Source organism: Pandoraea fibrosis, from assembly GCF_000807775.2.
Lineage (GTDB): Bacteria > Pseudomonadota > Gammaproteobacteria > Burkholderiales > Burkholderiaceae > Pandoraea > Pandoraea fibrosis.
The window spans coordinates 46,699-62,772 of sequence record NZ_CP047385.1; the positions used below are offsets into that span (position 1 = coordinate 46,699).

Annotated in this window: 12 protein-coding genes; 8 read left to right on the forward strand and 4 right to left on the reverse strand. The window is 61.7% G+C overall.

Going from position 1 to position 16,074, the window contains the following annotated elements; all coding sequences use genetic code 11:
* The first annotated feature begins 294 nt into the window (after window positions 1-294).
* The 3 genes from PI93_RS00155 to PI93_RS00165 all read left to right on the forward strand — a co-directional run bounded on the left by PI93_RS00155 (window position 295) and on the right by PI93_RS00165 (window position 3,997).
* A complete protein-coding gene (locus PI93_RS00155; protein WP_236105683.1) occupies window positions 295-1,362 on the forward strand; it encodes an amidohydrolase family protein in 1,068 nt (355 codons plus the stop codon).
* Between the two features lie 120 nt (window positions 1,363-1,482).
* On the forward strand, window positions 1,483-2,886 hold the full coding sequence (locus tag PI93_RS00160; protein ID WP_039373267.1) for an MmgE/PrpD family protein: 1,404 nt from the start codon (window positions 1,483-1,485) through the stop codon (window positions 2,884-2,886).
* A 208-nt stretch (window positions 2,887-3,094) separates the two neighbouring features.
* Window positions 3,095-3,997 (forward strand): LysR family transcriptional regulator, encoded by a 903-nt coding sequence (locus tag PI93_RS00165; protein WP_039373270.1) that lies wholly within the window; start codon window positions 3,095-3,097, stop codon window positions 3,995-3,997.
* Between the two features lie 57 nt (window positions 3,998-4,054).
* Here PI93_RS00165 and PI93_RS00170 read toward each other — a convergent pair whose 3' ends face one another.
* The 3 genes from PI93_RS00170 to PI93_RS00180 all read right to left on the reverse strand — a co-directional run bounded on the left by PI93_RS00170 (window position 4,055) and on the right by PI93_RS00180 (window position 8,043).
* On the reverse strand, window positions 4,055-4,915 hold the full coding sequence (locus PI93_RS00170; protein ID WP_456238609.1) for an NAD(P)-dependent oxidoreductase: 861 nt from the start codon (window positions 4,913-4,915) through the stop codon (window positions 4,055-4,057).
* A 130-nt stretch (window positions 4,916-5,045) separates the two neighbouring features.
* Complete coding sequence (locus tag PI93_RS00175) at window positions 5,046-6,524, reverse strand: aldehyde dehydrogenase (RefSeq protein ID WP_039373273.1); 1,479 nt, start codon at window positions 6,522-6,524, stop codon at window positions 5,046-5,048.
* 190 nt (window positions 6,525-6,714) lie between these two features.
* Window positions 6,715-8,043 (reverse strand): S1C family serine protease, encoded by a 1,329-nt coding sequence (locus tag PI93_RS00180; protein ID WP_052240870.1) that lies wholly within the window; start codon window positions 8,041-8,043, stop codon window positions 6,715-6,717.
* Window positions 8,044-8,285: 242 nt separating this feature from the next.
* Between PI93_RS00180 and PI93_RS00185 the strand changes: the two genes are divergently transcribed.
* Both PI93_RS00185 and PI93_RS00190 read left to right on the forward strand, forming a co-directional pair.
* Entirely contained in the window at window positions 8,286-9,320 is a 1,035-nt protein-coding gene (locus PI93_RS00185; protein WP_039373276.1) for a hypothetical protein, read from the forward strand.
* Between the two features lie 19 nt (window positions 9,321-9,339).
* Window positions 9,340-10,017 carry a hypothetical protein gene (locus PI93_RS00190; RefSeq protein WP_144400368.1) on the forward strand — a complete coding sequence of 226 codons (678 nt, stop codon included), beginning with the start codon at window positions 9,340-9,342 and terminating at the stop codon, window positions 10,015-10,017.
* A 209-nt stretch (window positions 10,018-10,226) separates the two neighbouring features.
* Here the strand turns inward: PI93_RS00190 and PI93_RS00195 are convergent, their stop codons facing one another.
* Window positions 10,227-11,165: a LysR family transcriptional regulator gene (locus PI93_RS00195; RefSeq protein ID WP_039373281.1), complete on the reverse strand. Its 939-nt coding sequence runs from the start codon at window positions 11,163-11,165 to the stop codon at window positions 10,227-10,229.
* Between the two features lie 432 nt (window positions 11,166-11,597).
* On the opposite strand from PI93_RS00195, the gene PI93_RS00200 reads away from it, so the two are divergent.
* The 3 genes from PI93_RS00200 to PI93_RS00210 all read left to right on the forward strand — a co-directional run bounded on the left by PI93_RS00200 (window position 11,598) and on the right by PI93_RS00210 (window position 16,072).
* Window positions 11,598-12,698: a porin gene (locus tag PI93_RS00200; RefSeq protein WP_052240871.1), complete on the forward strand. Its 1,101-nt coding sequence runs from the start codon at window positions 11,598-11,600 to the stop codon at window positions 12,696-12,698.
* Window positions 12,699-12,726: 28 nt separating this feature from the next.
* Window positions 12,727-14,157: an amidohydrolase family protein gene (locus PI93_RS00205; protein ID WP_052240872.1), complete on the forward strand. Its 1,431-nt coding sequence runs from the start codon at window positions 12,727-12,729 to the stop codon at window positions 14,155-14,157.
* A 370-nt stretch (window positions 14,158-14,527) separates the two neighbouring features.
* Complete coding sequence (locus PI93_RS00210; RefSeq protein ID WP_052240873.1) at window positions 14,528-16,072, forward strand: amino acid permease; 1,545 nt, start codon at window positions 14,528-14,530, stop codon at window positions 16,070-16,072.
* Window positions 16,073-16,074: the final 2 nt, after the last annotated feature.

The window sequence follows — 16,074 nt, forward strand, 5'->3', positions numbered from 1 at the left end:
CGAGAGCAACGTTATTACCGGCGGACACCGAGCACAATTTAGACAGTCCGATAGATCTATAGGCATATCGAATGAATCGGGGACTCCGAGTGCGTCACGGATGCGTTTATGCTTGTTGCCAAGCCAGATTCGCTTCGATTCGCCCCGGCCGGCAGCGTGCCGCGCGACGCCCGCGAATGAATCCGCCACCGGATCGGGCATTCATTCGCTGCACGGATAGATTCGACATATCGCCCCGGAACGAGGTGCGGCGAATGCGAAATCCACGGCTACCATCTTCGGAGGAGACATTTCGTGAACGCTTCAACCCAAGCTGCCGTCCAGCACGATCCGCCCCTGGTCCAGACACGTCACCCGAGCGCTGAGTGGCTTGCACGCGCGCCCGAGCCGACGCTGGACCCGACGCGCCGGATCATCGATCCGCATCATCACTTCTCACATCACTGGGGCGGTTTCGGGCTCGACGACCTTCTGCGCGACACCGGCGCGGGCCACAACGTCGAAGGCACCGTCTATGTTCAGTGTGGCTGGGAGTACCGGACGTCGGGCGAAGCGCGATGGATGCCGCTCGGCGAGACCGAAGCCGTGGTGGCTTGCGCCGAAGCGGCGCAGGCGCGCGGCGCGAAGACCGACGTGGCGGCCGGCATCGTCGGCTACGCCGATCTGCTCGAAGGCGATGCCATAGAAGACGTGCTCGTCGCGCAAATCGAGGCCGGCAAGGGCCGTTTTCGCGGAATTCGCTGCTCGGCCGCGCGCCATGACGCGTTCAAACACGGCGTGTTGCCGCGTCCGCCGGCCGGGCTTTTCGCCGACGGTGGATTCCGCGCAGGTGTGCGCCGGCTGGCGAAGCTTGGGCTTTCATTCGATGCCTGGGTGTATCACACGCAGCTACAGGAAGTGATCGATCTTGCACGTGCCGCACCGGACACGATCATCGTCCTCGACCACATTGGCGGGTTGCTTGGCGTCGGCCCCTACGCCGGCCGGCAGCAGGTGGCCTTCGACGAGTGGTTGTCGTTGCTGGCGCCGCTTGCTGCATGCCCGAATGTCGTCGTGAAGATCGGTGGGTATGGCACAGCCGTGTACGGCTTCGACTTCATCAGTCAGCCCGAGCCGCCGTCGTCGCTCACGCTCGCCAACGCGTGGCGTCCATCCGTGGATGCGGTGATCTCGGCGTTCGGCGCGCAGCGCTGCATGTTCGAGAGCAACTTCCCGGTCGATCGTGCATCGGCCAGTTACGCGACGGTGTGGAACGCGTTCAAGCGTCTCGCCGCCAACGCGAGCGAGAGGGAGAAGCACGATCTTTTCTACGGCACGGCCGCCCGGATTTACCAGATCGGCGACGCTGCTCGCGGCATCTGAGCGATGCGAAGGCGCGCCGCGCGCAACCACACGAATCGAATACGCCTTGAACACAACACCGATTTAGCCCTGACGTCGTGCGTCGTGGCCGAATCGATCTCGCCTGCAAAGAGACACACCATGCACAGCAATTCCTTACTACGTCAGCCCTCGGCAAATATCGCCCAATGCCTATCGACGTTCGCCGTCGATCTGAATGTCGGGACGTTGCCCGAGAGCGTCTGGAACAAGTCCGTTCATCACATCGTCGATGCCATCGGACTCGCTTTCGCTTCGCACCATTTTCCGTTTGCCGCCCCGGGGCTGCGGGGCATCCGCGCGGCTGCCGGAAGTGGTGAGGCGACGGTGATCGGAAGCGATGCGCGTCTGGCACCGCGCGATGCCGCGTTGGCTAACGGATACCTCATTCACGGCCTGGACTTCGACGACACACATCCGGCGAGTATTGTGCATCCGTCGGTGGCCTGTTTGCCCACGGCACTGGCGTTGGCCGAGGCGACCAACGCGACCTGGGGTGAATTGATCGCAGCCTATGTTGCGGGCATGGAGACGGCGATTCGCCTGGGACGTGCAGTGAAGGGCGGTTTCCATCACGTCGGCTTCCACGCCACCGGTATCGTGTCGCACTTCAGCTCAGCGGTCGTCGCGGGCAAGCTGCTCGGTCTGACGGCCGATCAGATCACCTGCGCGCAAGGCATCGCCGCCAGCACGGCGTCGGGCGTACAGGTGTTCCTCGAAGATGGCGCGTGGACCAAGCGGATGCACCCCGGGTGGGGCGCACTCGCGGGCATCACGGCGGCGTACATGGCGCAGGCGGGATTCGCCGGCCCGAAGCGGCCATATGAGGGGCGGTTCGGCCTGATTGACACGCACTTGCAGGAACTGGCCGGTCAAGTCGATGCGGACTCCGCCATCGACGGGCTCGGCACGACGTGGACGATGCTCGACACGTCGATTAAGCCGTTCCCGGTGTGCCATTTCATTCACGGCTGTGCCGAAGCTGCGCTGCAACTGCGCCGGGAACTGGGGCCCGACGCGAAGATCGAGCGCATCGTGTGCGAGTTGCCGGAGGCGACGCTGCCGATCGTGGCGGAGCCAGCCAGCGCCAAGATCGTGCCGAAGAGCGACTACGAGGGAAAATTCAGCGCACAGTTCGTCGTCGCAGCTTGCTTTGCGCGCAATCGATTCACGCTGGGCGAACTCGACGACAACAGCCTGCGCGATCCGGAAATTCTGTCGCTCGCAGCGAAGACTGAATGCGTGAAGGAGGTCGATTCCAGATTCCCGACATACTTCTCCGGCGCGGTGACGGTGACGCTCGCGGACGGCCGGACGCTGCGTGCACATGTGCCGATGAATCTCGGCAGCGGCGCGCGTGCACTGTCACTCGCTGAAATCCAGGAGAAGTTCCGTGGCAACGCCGGACTGACGCTGTCGGATACCCGCGCGAGCGCTGTGCTCGACGCGTTGCTCTCGGCCGGACCTGACACGCCGGTGCGCGACGTGACGCGTGTGCTCGGCTGACATCGTCACGTAAGACGTTGTGTCGTATGGACGCCGCGGCGCAACACCTTGAGGCTCGGTCATCCTGCATGCCGAGCCTCTCGTCTTTGGCTTGCGGCCGCGTGAAATTCGATGGGCTGCCGCGCTGCTATAGAATCTTCCGTCATCGTCGGTTTGCATTACCCGTCGAGCACGTTGCACATTCATTGGAGATCACAGGCGAAACGTCATGGACATGCGACATCTGCGCTCCTTCGTTGCTGTTGCGGAGGAGCTGAGCTTCAGCCGCGCAGCGGAGCGGCTTCACATTTCGCAGCCGCCGCTTACGCAGCACATCAAGGCGCTCGAAGCGGAGATGGGCGTGCAGTTGTTCGCGCGCACGAAGCGTGAGGTCAGGCTGACGGACGCCGGCGTGGTGTTCCTGCGCGAGAGCCGGTTGCTGCTCGATCAGTTGCGCACGGCAGTCAATGCGACGATACGTACTGCGAAGAGCGACGCTGGCACGTTACGTGTGGGTGTCGCGACGGCGGCATTGTTCGGCGTGATGCCGACGTTTCTCTCGCTGATGCGCGAAGCGTTTCCGCATGTCGTGATCTCGGTCAACGACATGCAGTCCCAGGATCAGGTGGTGGCTGTCGCGCAGGGGGCACTCGATCTCGGCATCGTTCATGTGCGCCCGGATCGCATGAAGCTCAGTCACGCACCGATCTTCAGCGAGTCGCTCGTGGCCGTCGTGCCCGAGCATCACTGGCTCGCGAGCAAGCCGGACTTCACGCTTGCCGATATGGCCAGCGAGCCCATGGTAGGGCTCTCGCGCGAGCACGGCCCCGCCATCTTCGATGCCATCGTGGCGTGCTGTCATCGGGCGGGCTTTAGTCCGGAAATGCAACATAGCGCGCGCAATCCGTTGACTATTTTCCAGATGGTGCGCCTGGGGTTCGGGGTGTCGCTCGTGCCTCGTGCATATGCACACAGTGCATTCCCGGGCGTGCGATTTCGCGAGATGCCGACGACGGCCGGCAGTGTGCGCATGGAAGCGATTTGGAGCGAGCGTCATGCGTCTGCGCTCACGCACAAGATTGTCACGACGATACTGCCGCGATTGGCGGGTGTGCCGTTCGAGGAGGCGTGAGCGGGCCGCGCGATCGGTTCGTGCGGCCCGTGTCGGACGATGTGGCGATTCAGGAGATCATGCCGACTTTTCCCCTTTACCGCTGGCCCGACCGTCGACGATCTGCACGATCGCAGGGTGGTAGTTCTGACCGAAGCCGGCTTCACGCGCTTCGCACATCAGGTCGTAAGTGTATTGCGCGATGTGTGGTTTGAAGTCGCCTTGCTTGGCCAGATTCAGCGCAAGGCTCGCGTCCTTGATCGCATACACGAGCGGAAACACTTTCTCCGGGAACGTGTCGGCTGCGAGCGACTTCATGCCGTGGTTGCGCAGCACAAAGCTGTCGGCCGATCCCTTCGACAGCAGATCGAACAGTACCTGACCGTCCAGCCCGGCACGACGCCCGATCGTGATGATTTCCGACAGCGCATTCACTGTCATGAAGACCATCATGTTGTTGAGGATCTTCACCATCTGGCCGGCGCCGACGTCACCGCAATGCAAAACGTCGCTGCCCATGCATTCAAGCAGCGGGCGGACGGATTCGAACAGCGCGACGCTGCTGCCTACTGTGATGAGCAGCGTTCCCTTAACGGCGGCCTCGGCGGTCCGTGCGACGGGCGCGTCAATGTAGGCGATACCGTCGCTGGCGAGCGACTCGGCCAGCGCGCGGGTTCGCGTCACGTCGCTCGTGCTCATGTCGACGATCAAACGAAGCTTGCCGCCGGCGCTGCGCAGTTCCGCGCACACCGCTTCGACCTGATCGATCGACGGCAGCGAGAGAAACGCGATGTCGGTGGCCTGTGCAAGCGAGGCGATGCTACTGTGCGCTGTGGCACCTGCTTCGACGAGTTTGCCGAGGGCCTCCTTCGAAGTATCGAACACATGCACCGGGTGGCCGGATTTGCGCGTGAGATTGGCGCACATAGGGCCGCCCATCACGCCGAGGCCGATGAAGCCGATTGTTTGCGTAGTAGCCAAGGTTGTCTCCTGAATGTCGTTATTGGGGTTCGCGTTGACGACAAGGTCGCGAGGTGCGCCGTTGGCGAGTCGCGGCCTTTCCGAATCGCTACGTGCGGATCGCAAACGGATCTCGAACGGCGTCGGAGTAATCGATCATGACGTTCTTGGTTGTCATGTATTCGTGCAGACCGGCTTCGCCGCGCTCGCGCCCGATCCCCGATTCCTTGAAGCCGCCGAAGGGGGCTTGCGCCGCGAGTGCGCGATATGTGTTGACCCACACGCTACCGGCCTGAATCGCTTTCGAAACGCGCATGACCCGCGAGATGTCGCGCGACCAGATGCCAGCGGCCAAGCCGTAGCGCGTGTCGTTGGCGATCGCGATGGCCTCGGCTTCCGTGTCGAACGGAATGATGGCCAGCACCGGCCCGAAGATCTCTTCCTGAGCCAGTTCGCTGCGGTTGTCGACATCGGCGAAGATCGTCGGCTCGATGAAGTACCCTTGATCGAGGCCGGGTCCAGTGGCGCGCCTTCCGCCGCAAATGAGGCGTCCGCCAGCCTCTTTCGCAGCTTCGATGGCGGCGAGGATGCGTCGGTATTGCGGCTCGTTGGCGACGGCACCCATCTCCGTTGCCGAATCGAGCGGATCGCCCATACGGATGGAACTCGCCCGCGTGGCTAGCCGGTCGATCACCTGATCGTAGACATTTCGCTGCACCACGAGGCGCGAGCCGGCCACGCATGTCTGCCCGGTGGCGCCGAAAATGCCGGCGAGAGCGCCCACGACGGCCTTATCGAGATCTGCGTCGTCAAAAATGATGTTCGGCGATTTGCCGCCGAGTTCGAGCTTGACCGGGATCAGGCGGCGACCGGCGGCGGCGGCGATATGCCGGCCGACGTTAGGGCTGCCGGTGAAACTCACGAGCGATACGCCTGGGTCGTCGACCAGGGCGCGGCCGGTTTCCGCTCCGCCGGTCACGACGTTGAAGACACCGGGTGGGAAGCCGGCTTCTTCGACCAGTGAGGCGAATTCGAGCGTCGATGCGGAGGCGTGCTCGGACGGTTTCACAACGACGCAGTTGCCGGCCGCGAGCGCTGGAGCCAGTTTGTTGGCGAGCAGCGAGAGCGGGGAGTTCCAGGCGGTGATCACCCCGACGACGCCGTACGGTTCGAGCGAGAGGTAGTCGAGAGTGTTCGGTTGATCGAGCGGGAGGTGCTGGCCAAGCAGCTTGTCGGCGTAGCCTGCGAAGTAGCGCAGGTTGCGCGCTACCCAGAGCATCTGCGGGCGCGTCTCGCGCACGATCTTGCCGTTGTCCGTGCTCTCGATGGTGGAAAGACGGTCAGCGTTCGCTTCGACCAATGCCGCAAGCTTATGCATCAGACCGGCCCGCAGGACACCGGGGGTGTTGCACCAGCCTTCGTGGAAGGCTCGGTTGGCCGCGGCGACCGCGCGCGACACGTCGGCTGCACTACCGTCGGGTATTTCAGCCCACACAGCGCCGGTGTAGGGATTGACGCTCGGTAGCGTCCGACCACCCGTCGCCTCGACCGGGCGGCCATCAATATAGAGCTGGTATCGCTTGACCACATCGTCTCCTGTCTTCTTATGAGGATTACCCGCTTACGTGCCGCACTCCGTGCAACACGCCAATGCAGGGCATCTTCAAACGAAGCCGCGCAAGCGTCCAATATCGATTTCGAAGTTCTGTTATTTGGGGGGCGGGGGTAGGAGAAAATCTGGTGCTTGGTGACGTGTCCCCTTTTCGGGGACATGTCATTTACCGCGAAGACACCGGCCCGGATGTCTCTTGCGTATTGCTTTGCGTCATCGCACGGGGTGCGACGACGCGCTGCCCGCCGGGCATCGCCGTCAGCTCGATGGTCTCATTGATCTGCGTGAAGGTGCTCATGCTGGAGACACGCATCTTGATCACCCTGTTGAGTTGCGGTGAGTACCAGATCGTCGCGTCGTAGGGCGTCGATTGCATCGAGCGACCCTGGTTGCGCGTCGCCACTTCGAGCAATGCGCCGTGGTATTCAACGCGTAGCACATCGAATGTTCCTGCCGGCGTGACGAGCGATTCCTGCGAGGCTACGCGTGCGTTGAGGTTCAGCGAGCGGCCCTGCGTGCCCAACGAGGTATAGCTCATGGTCCAGGCCTGTCCCGGCTTGGCGCCCTCGCGAACCCAGCCGCCAGCGGGCATCGAATTGTCGATTTCGCCGAGCTGAGGTTGCGACATCTCGATCAACTTGCCGTCCGCCAGCTCCACACGAGCGCCGTTGTTGTAGAACAGCTTGTCGCCGTCAATACGATCCACGACCATCGCAACGCGACTCTTTACGCCGGTAAATCCATCGGTAATCGTGTACTCCCACCGTGCCCCGAGGGTACCTGCCGCCGCCTCCCGGGCCTGGGCAACCTGCTTTGCGGCGGCGGCGTGCGAATCGGCGGTCTCGCGCGCCGCAATGGCTGCGCGACTGCGCGACGGCAACTCGTCGATGAAGTTCGCCGGAATGGCGTAGTTCAGGTTCTGATTCAGATGGCGGGCGTCTTCAAGCACGGCCGTGGTCAGGCCGATCAAACGGCCTTCGGTGTCGAACAATCCGCCACCGCTCGATCCCGGCGAGACCGGCGCGGAGGTTTGGATCAATGAAATGCGTTCGTCCGTATCCAGATGCAACGACGAGATGATGCCGTCGGCCAACGAGAGTTCCTGACCGCTCGGGCTGCCAAGCGTGTAGACCTTCTGCCCGACACGCAGCGTGTTCATAGGCGCGCGCGCGACGGGGGGCGCGGTCATTTCATCGACCCGCAGTTGGCACAGATCCCGTGCCGGATCTACCAGTTCCAGCGCGGCGCGATGACTCGTGTTACGTCGCTGCACGACCACGCGCGACGCTTTACGCAGGACATGACAATTCGTCGCGAGACGCTGCGGCGCGACAACAACGGCACTGCCTTGTGACAGACGCTTGCCGTCGCGGTCGTATGTGATGACGACCCACACGCTAGGTGAGGCCTTTTCGTAGAGTTTTTCGGCGTCCAGGGCAAGTGCCGGGACACAGAAGGTCGCGGCCAGCGCTGTGGCCAGAAGACGTTTGAGCATGTGCGAAAAGCGCCGTGCGAAGCGCCGGCCCCCATTTTTTGATTTGTATCGCTCCTTCGCGCCTTCGTCGTCAATCCTGCGGCGATGGCGTCCGATTCGCGAGAGTGTACCCAAAGCTTGGGCACCCTGCAAAAGCTCGGATTCCTGTATGCTATTTCGCACAAAAACAAGACGTCCGGAAAATGACAAGAAAACACGCAGACCATCGGGGGATGGGGTCACAGGGGACTACACGGCAATGGATGAGCCGCGCAGGTGTTGCCCTGACGTTGGCGGCAGCGGCCCTGCTTGCCGGCTGCGCTACGCCGACCGATATCACCAGCACACGCGTAAGCGACTACAAAGCGCACATCGACCGCATGTTCGTCGTCTATGACGGGGATATGCGTTTCGGCGACGATTTTGCCGCCGGCTTTCGCGACGAACTCAGACAACGACTCGCGTCATGCAACGTCAAGAGCGATTTCGGTGAAATACGTGCCCTGATGCTCGACACCTCGCCGGTGGAGCGGAAGCTTCGCGCGTTTCAACCGGATGTGACATTGCGTGTAGATCCCAACGGTGGTGTTGTCACTGGCAATCTGCCGCTACGTGTCGATTTCCGCGTCAACATGTTCGACATGGATCGCAACGCCACGGTCTGGCGTGGCATTTTCCAGGTCCACCATGTCGGCACACTCTACGTTTCCAAGACGGAGCGAGGCGCTGTCTTTGCGGTCGACATCGTCAATCAACTGATCATCGACGGGCTCATCCAAAACTGTCCGATCACCCGGCTCGATGCGGGCAATCGGCTGCCGAAGCGTCCGACGGTCACTGTCACGCCCGCGGAATCAGGTACCGAGAAGGTGCCCGCAGCACCGACCGCTTCGGGCAAGCCAGCGCCATCGCCTTACAAGCTTCCGGGGGGGCCGTCGGTGGCGACAGCGGGTTCTGACGCTCCGGTCGTCCCTGCGACAACTGCCATCCCGAGCCAGCCGACACGCGCAGCATCGACACCGGCGCCTGCACGGACAGCCGGGGAGAAGCCGGCACCGCAGCCGCGCGAAACGTCGGTGAAACCCACATTGCCAGCACTGCCTTCGACATCTCTGGCCGATCTTCCTCCGATCGATGCGCCCGAATCGTCGCCGCCTGCTGCTACGCGGAATTCCAAGGTGGCGCCGACTGTCACTCGCGTCGAATCGCCCCCTGCCCCGAGCGGTAGCGCCGCGAATTTCCGCACGGATACGCGCGTGAAGCTCGACGATCTGGATGGTCTGCTGCCCGCCAAATGAGCGGCGCTCCGGGGGCAACATGAAGCGACTAATGGTCTTGATGGCACTCGTGCTGCTCTGCACGGCCTGCGTGCCCCGAGGAGCGCAGCCCTCGCTCGCATACTCTCCGCTCAATTTTCGGATGCCGAAGCCGGAGGACAACCTCATTCGAAAACCCGGCTTTTTGACATGTGAGTCGGAAGCATTCGTTGCACTGGGGTACGGCCGACAGGTGATCGTATTCAAGAGCACACAGGCATCGCTGCTGGCGGGACCAGATGTTGGCGCTCTTCAGATCGCGTTGATCGATGAGCTGTTCAAACGCATGCAGAGCGAGGGATTTTCAGACTATCCGCGATTCGCAGCGGAGAAGTTCTACGCATGCACTGAGCGTGAGAAGGTGCCTGTGGAAGAAAATCTGACCAACGCGTCGATCTGCCTGTTTCGCCAGGACGTTCTCTTCTACCTCAACGAGAGAAAGAAGCAGGGCCGTTCGCTCAACGAGGCGACGCTGATGGTGTCGAAGATGTACCGCGAGAATACGGAGGAAGTCCTTCCTCAACGCCTCATCGATATGGCAGCGTCGATGGTCTATAAAGCGAAGACCGATGAGGACATGTATGCGCTTCGACGATTCCATTTCGAATCGTGTCTGTTCCCGGATCAGTGGAAAGCCTGGTGGAATGCGCAACAGACACCGAGGAATCGACTGGAGTAGTCGCCTGAGGTGAAAACAAAAGGCCCCGGAGAGTTGGCGTCCTGCCCAACCATTGGACGTCAATTCAAAGTGAAGAGACTTCTGAGTTCTCTATTTTCGACCCAACGACAGAGCCCTATTCATCACTCCGATGGGTGGGGGCTGAATACGTGAGCAGTCGGTGCCGCGAACGTGTGTCGAGGTCGGTATCGAACCACCCGCAGGCGGGATCATTGCGTTGACGCTGCGCAAGTCCTCAGTGCCGCGATGAATGCCGACGCGAGTGGCGAGAGCGGGTAGTCCTTGCGCCATGCCACGCCCATCGGTGCTGGTAATGGCGGTGAGCGCAGCGACAGGATCGAAACCTCGCCCTTGTCGCGCAGCTCGTAAGCGAGCCGACTCGGCAGCACCGTCATTGCATCGCATGACTGCAACATGCCCAACGCGAGCGGGATGGAAAACGCCTCTACGATGACCTTCGGACCTTGCGCGCCGTCCGATAGGAACTGAGACTGGATCGCGTGGCTAATCGGCGACTCCTTCGGCGGCAGCAACCAGGGATAGTCGGCCACGTCGCGCCATCTCAAATCCGTTGCCTTCGCCAGCGGATGACCACTACGACAAATCACAAGCAGGTCTTCTTCGAACAGTGGCTCAAGATTGACCGCCGAACGAAAATACTCCGGCACGAGTCGTCCCACGATCAGATCGAAAGTCCCGTCGTGAAGGCCCGCCGCCAATCCGAACGAACCGCTTTCGCGCACGGTAATGACACAACGAGGATCCGACTTCGCGAGCAGCGCGATGGCCTGCGGCAGCAACTGCGGCATCGCGATGAAGAGCGCGCCGACGGCGAGGCTCTCACGGTGCTCGTTCATCAAATCGCGAAGCTCGTCCTCTGCCGAACGAAGATTCCCGAGAATCAAGCGAGCATGACGCGCGAGCGTGCGCCCGAACGTCGTCGGCACCATGCCGGATGCCGTGCGCTCGTAGAGCTTCACGCCGAGCAAATCTTCCAGCCCCGCAAGCGTCTTCGAAAGCGCCGCGCGCGTGAGATTCAGACGATCGGCTGCCTTCGCCAGACTATGCGTTTCGTCGAGCACGGCCACAGCCTGAAGGTATTTGAGTTTGATGCGCGAAGGCGGTGCCTGACCGGTAATGGCTTTCATCTTCAATCTCCGACGACACGTTGACGGCAAGCAAGGCGACGCTCCCTTCCCGCTCATCTTCGCGACGCACAAGCCTGTCCGTCATCCTCTCACCTGTTCAACGACTTCGCGCGCACGGCGTCAACCCATAGTTGATGACCCGCTCCAAAAAGTCACCGGACGGGCCTTGCGCTGGACCTAAACTCGTTTTCCAGAGCCTTCACACACTGAGGGACGGATTCAAAAGGCAGGGGCCGCGTTCGCACAACGCATGCAGGCCTCAACGGGCTAATTATGTTTAAGTATAAATTATTCATACATAAAAGATAGCGCATTCCCGCTTCCTGAACATGATTCGGGGTTGCGACGGATGCATGGCGGGCAATGCCTATCGGGCGACGTCTCGTGGAAGCTGTCCTTGTTATGCACCTAGAACCATTCAGGGGAGACAACGTGAATCATCACGGCATTTGGGCAGGCTCGCTGCTCGCTGCGGGCGTCATGAGCGGCGGGTTTGCGATGACGGCGTCGGCGCAGAGCAATCTCGAAATCAGCGGCCTGCTCGGCACAGGCGTGGGCTATACGAGCAACGTAGGCGGCGGCGCCGCTATCACCGCAAATCCTGGTGTGCTGCGCCCGAGCGCAGTGATCTTCAGGGGAGCGGAGGATCTGGGCGACGGCAATCGCGCCGTGTTTAATCTCGGCACGCTGTTCAGCATTCTTAACGGCGGCGTGTTTGGCGGGCCGGGCACCCTCTTCTCGCGTGAGTCGTATGTCGGGCTGGCGAATCGCTATGGCACGTTGACGCTCGGCAATCAGCGCGACTTCATGTTCGACAGCCTCACACTGAATCGCTATCCGGGCAGCTTTTTTGAAGGCGCTTATGCGGCGCACCAGGGGCCGTTCTCAAAATTCGGCGTCTCATATTCCCCGCAAGGTTCGTTCGATTTCGATCGCGTGAACGGTGAAGCGATCACCAACACCATCAAGGTCAAGAGTGCCGATTTTTACGGCTTGACGTTCGGCGCCATGTACGGCTTCGGCGGAGTGGCGGGCAGCTTCGGGCGGTCGAGCGCCACGAGCTTCGGCATCAACTATGAGCGTGGCAACGCGGGCTTCGGTGTTGCGTACACCATGGTCAAGGCACCGCAGACGAACAACGGCAACGACGGTATCCGCAACCTGGGCTTCGGGCTTCGCTACGGCTTCGACAGGCTCACGCTCTCCGGCCTCGCCACGGTCTCCCACAACACGGCAACCGGTGCGCAGATCAACGTGTTCGATGTCAGCGCGGGCTATGACTTCGTGTCGGCGTGGTACGCGTCGCTGACCTACAGCTACATGCATGGCAACGCGCAACTCGACAACCGCCGCGCAAATCAACTGACCTCGCTCGTGGGCTATCGCTTCTCGAAGCGCACGACCGTGTACGTCGACGCCGCTTATCAGCTCGCCTACGGCGCAGGTGCCCAGGCGCAGGTGAATGCATCGGCGGGCCCATCGAGCAGTGACCGTCAGTTCATCGGCACGCTCAGCATTCAGCACACTTTCTAACGCTTCGTCGCGCACAAGGAGTCAAGACATGAGGGACGAAATACACCAGGGCCGGCGCAGCCTGCTCAAGCTTTGCGGTGCGATGGCGGGCGGCACGTTGATGTCCGCCTCCGGTATCGCGCACGCCGCAGACGCCCGTAAGGTACCGTCCGGCGAATACATTCTGCGCGGCGGCTATGTGCTCACGATGGATTCGTCGCTCGGCGAATTCCCAGTGGGCGACGTGCACGTGAAGGACGGCAAGATCGTCGCCGTCGCTGCCCGGATCGTCGCGCCGCACGTGCGCATCGTCGATGCGAGTCACAGGATCGTCATGCCCGGCTTTGTCGACACGCACCAGCACTTGTGGACGAGTCTGTTGCGCGGTTCGTTGCGCGGCGACGATCCAATGTTTGGTTACTTTCCAAGCAAGGCGCGCGCCGGTGCCGTCATGACGCCGGAGGACTTCTTTCATTCGGTGCGATTCGGCGTGGCGCAAAACCTTGCCTCGGGCATCACGACCGTGCACGACTTCTGTCACAACGTGCCCTCGCCAGCGCATGCCGACGCGGATATGCAGGCGTTGGAAGATCTCGGCGTGCGCGCCCGGTTTTCCTACGGCCGCTTTGGAGAGCCGTCGACGCGGCCGATGGACTGGCAAGACGTCGAGCGCGTTCGGCAGACGCTCGTGCCGAAGCGCTCACGTTTGACGCTCGGTGTGGTCGTAGCACCGACCACAGAGAAAGACGGCTCGATGCGTCAGAACGTGTTCGACGATCTCAGCGTATCGATGGCGCACGCGCAGGCCATGCAACTGCCGTACACGTTGCATTACGGCAATCTGACGCACGGCATCATTGAGGTCATGGATAAGCACGGATGGCTCAATTCCAACCTGTTGCTCGTGCATCCGCAGGGTTTCAAGGAAACCGAGCGCGAAATGCTCGCTGCGTCGAACGTGAACATCAGCATCGCACCGATCATCGAACTTCAATACTCCACGGTGCGAAGCGGTTATACCCAGTTCGCGGAAATGGAGGCGCTGCATGCGCAGATGGGGATCTCGATAGACTCGTCGGCGGCGTCTGCAAACGCGAACTTCTTCAACGAAATGCGCGCGTTGCTGTGGGCGCACAAATCGCGCGGCGCACACGTTCCGCTCACGCCGCGCAGGCTGGTGGAGCTCGCCACCATCGACGGCGCAAGAACGCTCAATCTCGCCGAGCGCACCGGCTCGCTCACCCCCGGAAAGCAGGCTGACATTCTCCTTGTTCGCATGGACGCTCTCGATATCGCGCCGGTCTTCGATCCGTTCAACGCGCTGGTATATTCGGCACAGCCAGATCACGTGGATACGGTGATCGTGGACGGCCGGGTGCTGCGACAGGGCGGCAAGTTTGTGTCGATCAACGCGGATGAGATCATTCGTGACGCGACGCGATCGGCCGTGCGGTTGAGGAAGGAGGCCGGTCTGGCGTGAGTAAAAAGCCGCAGACTACGTATGTTGTGGTCTGGGCTGCCTTGGTACGGGGGAACCGTAGCGTGCGGTTGGCATGCGCCGATGCTGTCGCAGCCGCGCGCAACGACTCTGGCGCTGCTATGGGCGAGTCGCAAGAACGGTGGTGTTACCATATGCGCCTATTGCCGATCAGAGCGGTAACTCGTTGATTTATCGGAGCCTATAGTTGTGTAGACTCTGGCGCTCTACGGTTTGACGTCAGGCAACAGCCCTGACATCAAATCGAGATCGCACTGACAAGCGGGACGGAAATCGCAAAAGGCCTTAAGCATTAAGGCCTTTTCTTTTTGCTTTTCCAGTCCCGCCTATTTTTCACTTAAGGAACACGAAGTTGGCACGACCGGAACACGAACAGCACCGAGACGGTAGCGAAACGGGGGCATCGGCTCCGAGTGAGTTGCGTCGCACCCTGTCGGCGCGTCACCTGACAATGATCGCGGTAGGTGGGTCCATCGGGACGGGGTTGTTCGTGGCCTCCGGCGCCACCATTGCGCAGGCGGGGCCCGGCGGCGCGCTGCTCGGCTATGTGCTGATCGGCGTCATGGTCTACTTCCTGATGACCAGTCTGGGCGAACTGGCGGCAGCCATGCCGGTGTCCGGTTCCTTCTCGACCTACGGCGCGCGTTACGTCGACGAGGGTTTCGGCTTCGCACTGGGCTGGAACTATTGGTACAACTGGGCCGTGACCGTGGCGGTCGATCTGGTCGCGGCGCAACTGGTCATGGCGTACTGGTTCCCGAGCGTGCCCGGCGTCTATTGGAGCGCCCTCTTCCTGGCCATTACCTTCGGCCTTAACGCGTTGTCCGCACGCGGTTTCGGTGAGGCCGAATTCTGGTTCGCCTTGATCAAGGTGTTCGCCGTGCTCGCCTTTGTGGCGATGGGCGTGATGATGCTGTTGGGCATCATTCGTGGGGGCGAGAGCGGCGGTGTCGCCAACTGGACGGTCGGCGATGCGCCATTCGCCGGGGGCTTCGCAGCGCTGATCGGCGTGGCGATGGTCGTGGGTTTTTCGTTTCAGGGCACCGAACTCATCGGCATTGCCGCAGGCGAATCGAAGGACCCCGCACGCAATCTGCCGCGCGCGGTTCGTCAGGTGTTCTGGCGAATTCTGCTCTTCTACGTAGCGGCCATTCTGGTGATCGGTCTGCTGATTCCGTACACCGATCCGCATCTGCTGCGCAACGACGTGACCGACATCAGCGTCAGTCCGTTCGCCCTCATCTTCGAGCGCGCCGGCTTGCTCGGAGCCGCTTCCGTCATGAACGCGGTGGTGCTGACCTCCGTGCTTTCGGCCGGCAACTCCGGCATGTACGCGGCCACACGCATGCTCTACAGTCTCGCGCGCGATGGCAAGGCACCCCGTGTCTTCGGCCGCATCTCGCGCAACGGTGTGCCGTTGTGGGCGCTGCTGGCAACGGCCGCCGTCGCGGCGTTGTGCTTCTTCACCTTCGTGTTCAGTCCCAACGCCGTCTACATCTGGCTGCTGAACACGTCCGGCATGACGGGCTTCATCGCATGGCTGGGCATCGCGATCAGTCACTACCGGTTCCGTCGCGGATATCTCAGGCACGGCCATCATCTGGCAGATCTGCCTTACGTCTCCCCCTACTTCCCGTTCGGCCCGATCTTCGCGTTCGTGCTCTGCCTGATCATCACCCTAGGCCAGAACTATCAGGCGTTCCTGCAGGACAGGATCGATTGGGGCGGCGTGGTCGCGACCTACATCGGCATCCCGCTGTTCCTGCTCATCTGGGCGGGCTACAAGCTCGTGCGCGGCTCGCGCTTCGTGCGCTATCGCGACATGCAATTCCCGATAGCACCGAAGCGCACCACGGAAGACCTATCGGCTTCCGGGGTGGCGACCGAGACGGCTTAGGG

What these genes read in the sequence shown, in the direction of transcription:
- PI93_RS00160 (WP_039373267.1), top strand. Translation starts at nt 1,483, where the DNA reads ATGCACAGCAATTCCTTACTACGTCAGCCCTCGGCAAATATCGCCCAA.
- PI93_RS00165 (WP_039373270.1), top strand. Translation starts at nt 3,095, where the DNA reads ATGGACATGCGACATCTGCGCTCCTTCGTTGCTGTTGCGGAGGAGCTG.
- PI93_RS00170 (WP_456238609.1), bottom strand. Translation starts at nt 4,915, where the DNA reads ATGGGCGGCCCTATGTGCGCCAATCTCACGCGCAAATCCGGCCACCCG.
- PI93_RS00180 (WP_052240870.1), bottom strand. Translation starts at nt 8,043, where the DNA reads ATGCTCAAACGTCTTCTGGCCACAGCGCTGGCCGCGACCTTCTGTGTC.
- PI93_RS00185 (WP_039373276.1), top strand. Translation starts at nt 8,286, where the DNA reads ATGAGCCGCGCAGGTGTTGCCCTGACGTTGGCGGCAGCGGCCCTGCTT.
- PI93_RS00190 (WP_144400368.1), top strand. Translation starts at nt 9,340, where the DNA reads ATGAAGCGACTAATGGTCTTGATGGCACTCGTGCTGCTCTGCACGGCC.
- PI93_RS00195 (WP_039373281.1), bottom strand. Translation starts at nt 11,165, where the DNA reads ATGAAAGCCATTACCGGTCAGGCACCGCCTTCGCGCATCAAACTCAAA.
- PI93_RS00205 (WP_052240872.1), top strand. Translation starts at nt 12,727, where the DNA reads ATGAGGGACGAAATACACCAGGGCCGGCGCAGCCTGCTCAAGCTTTGC.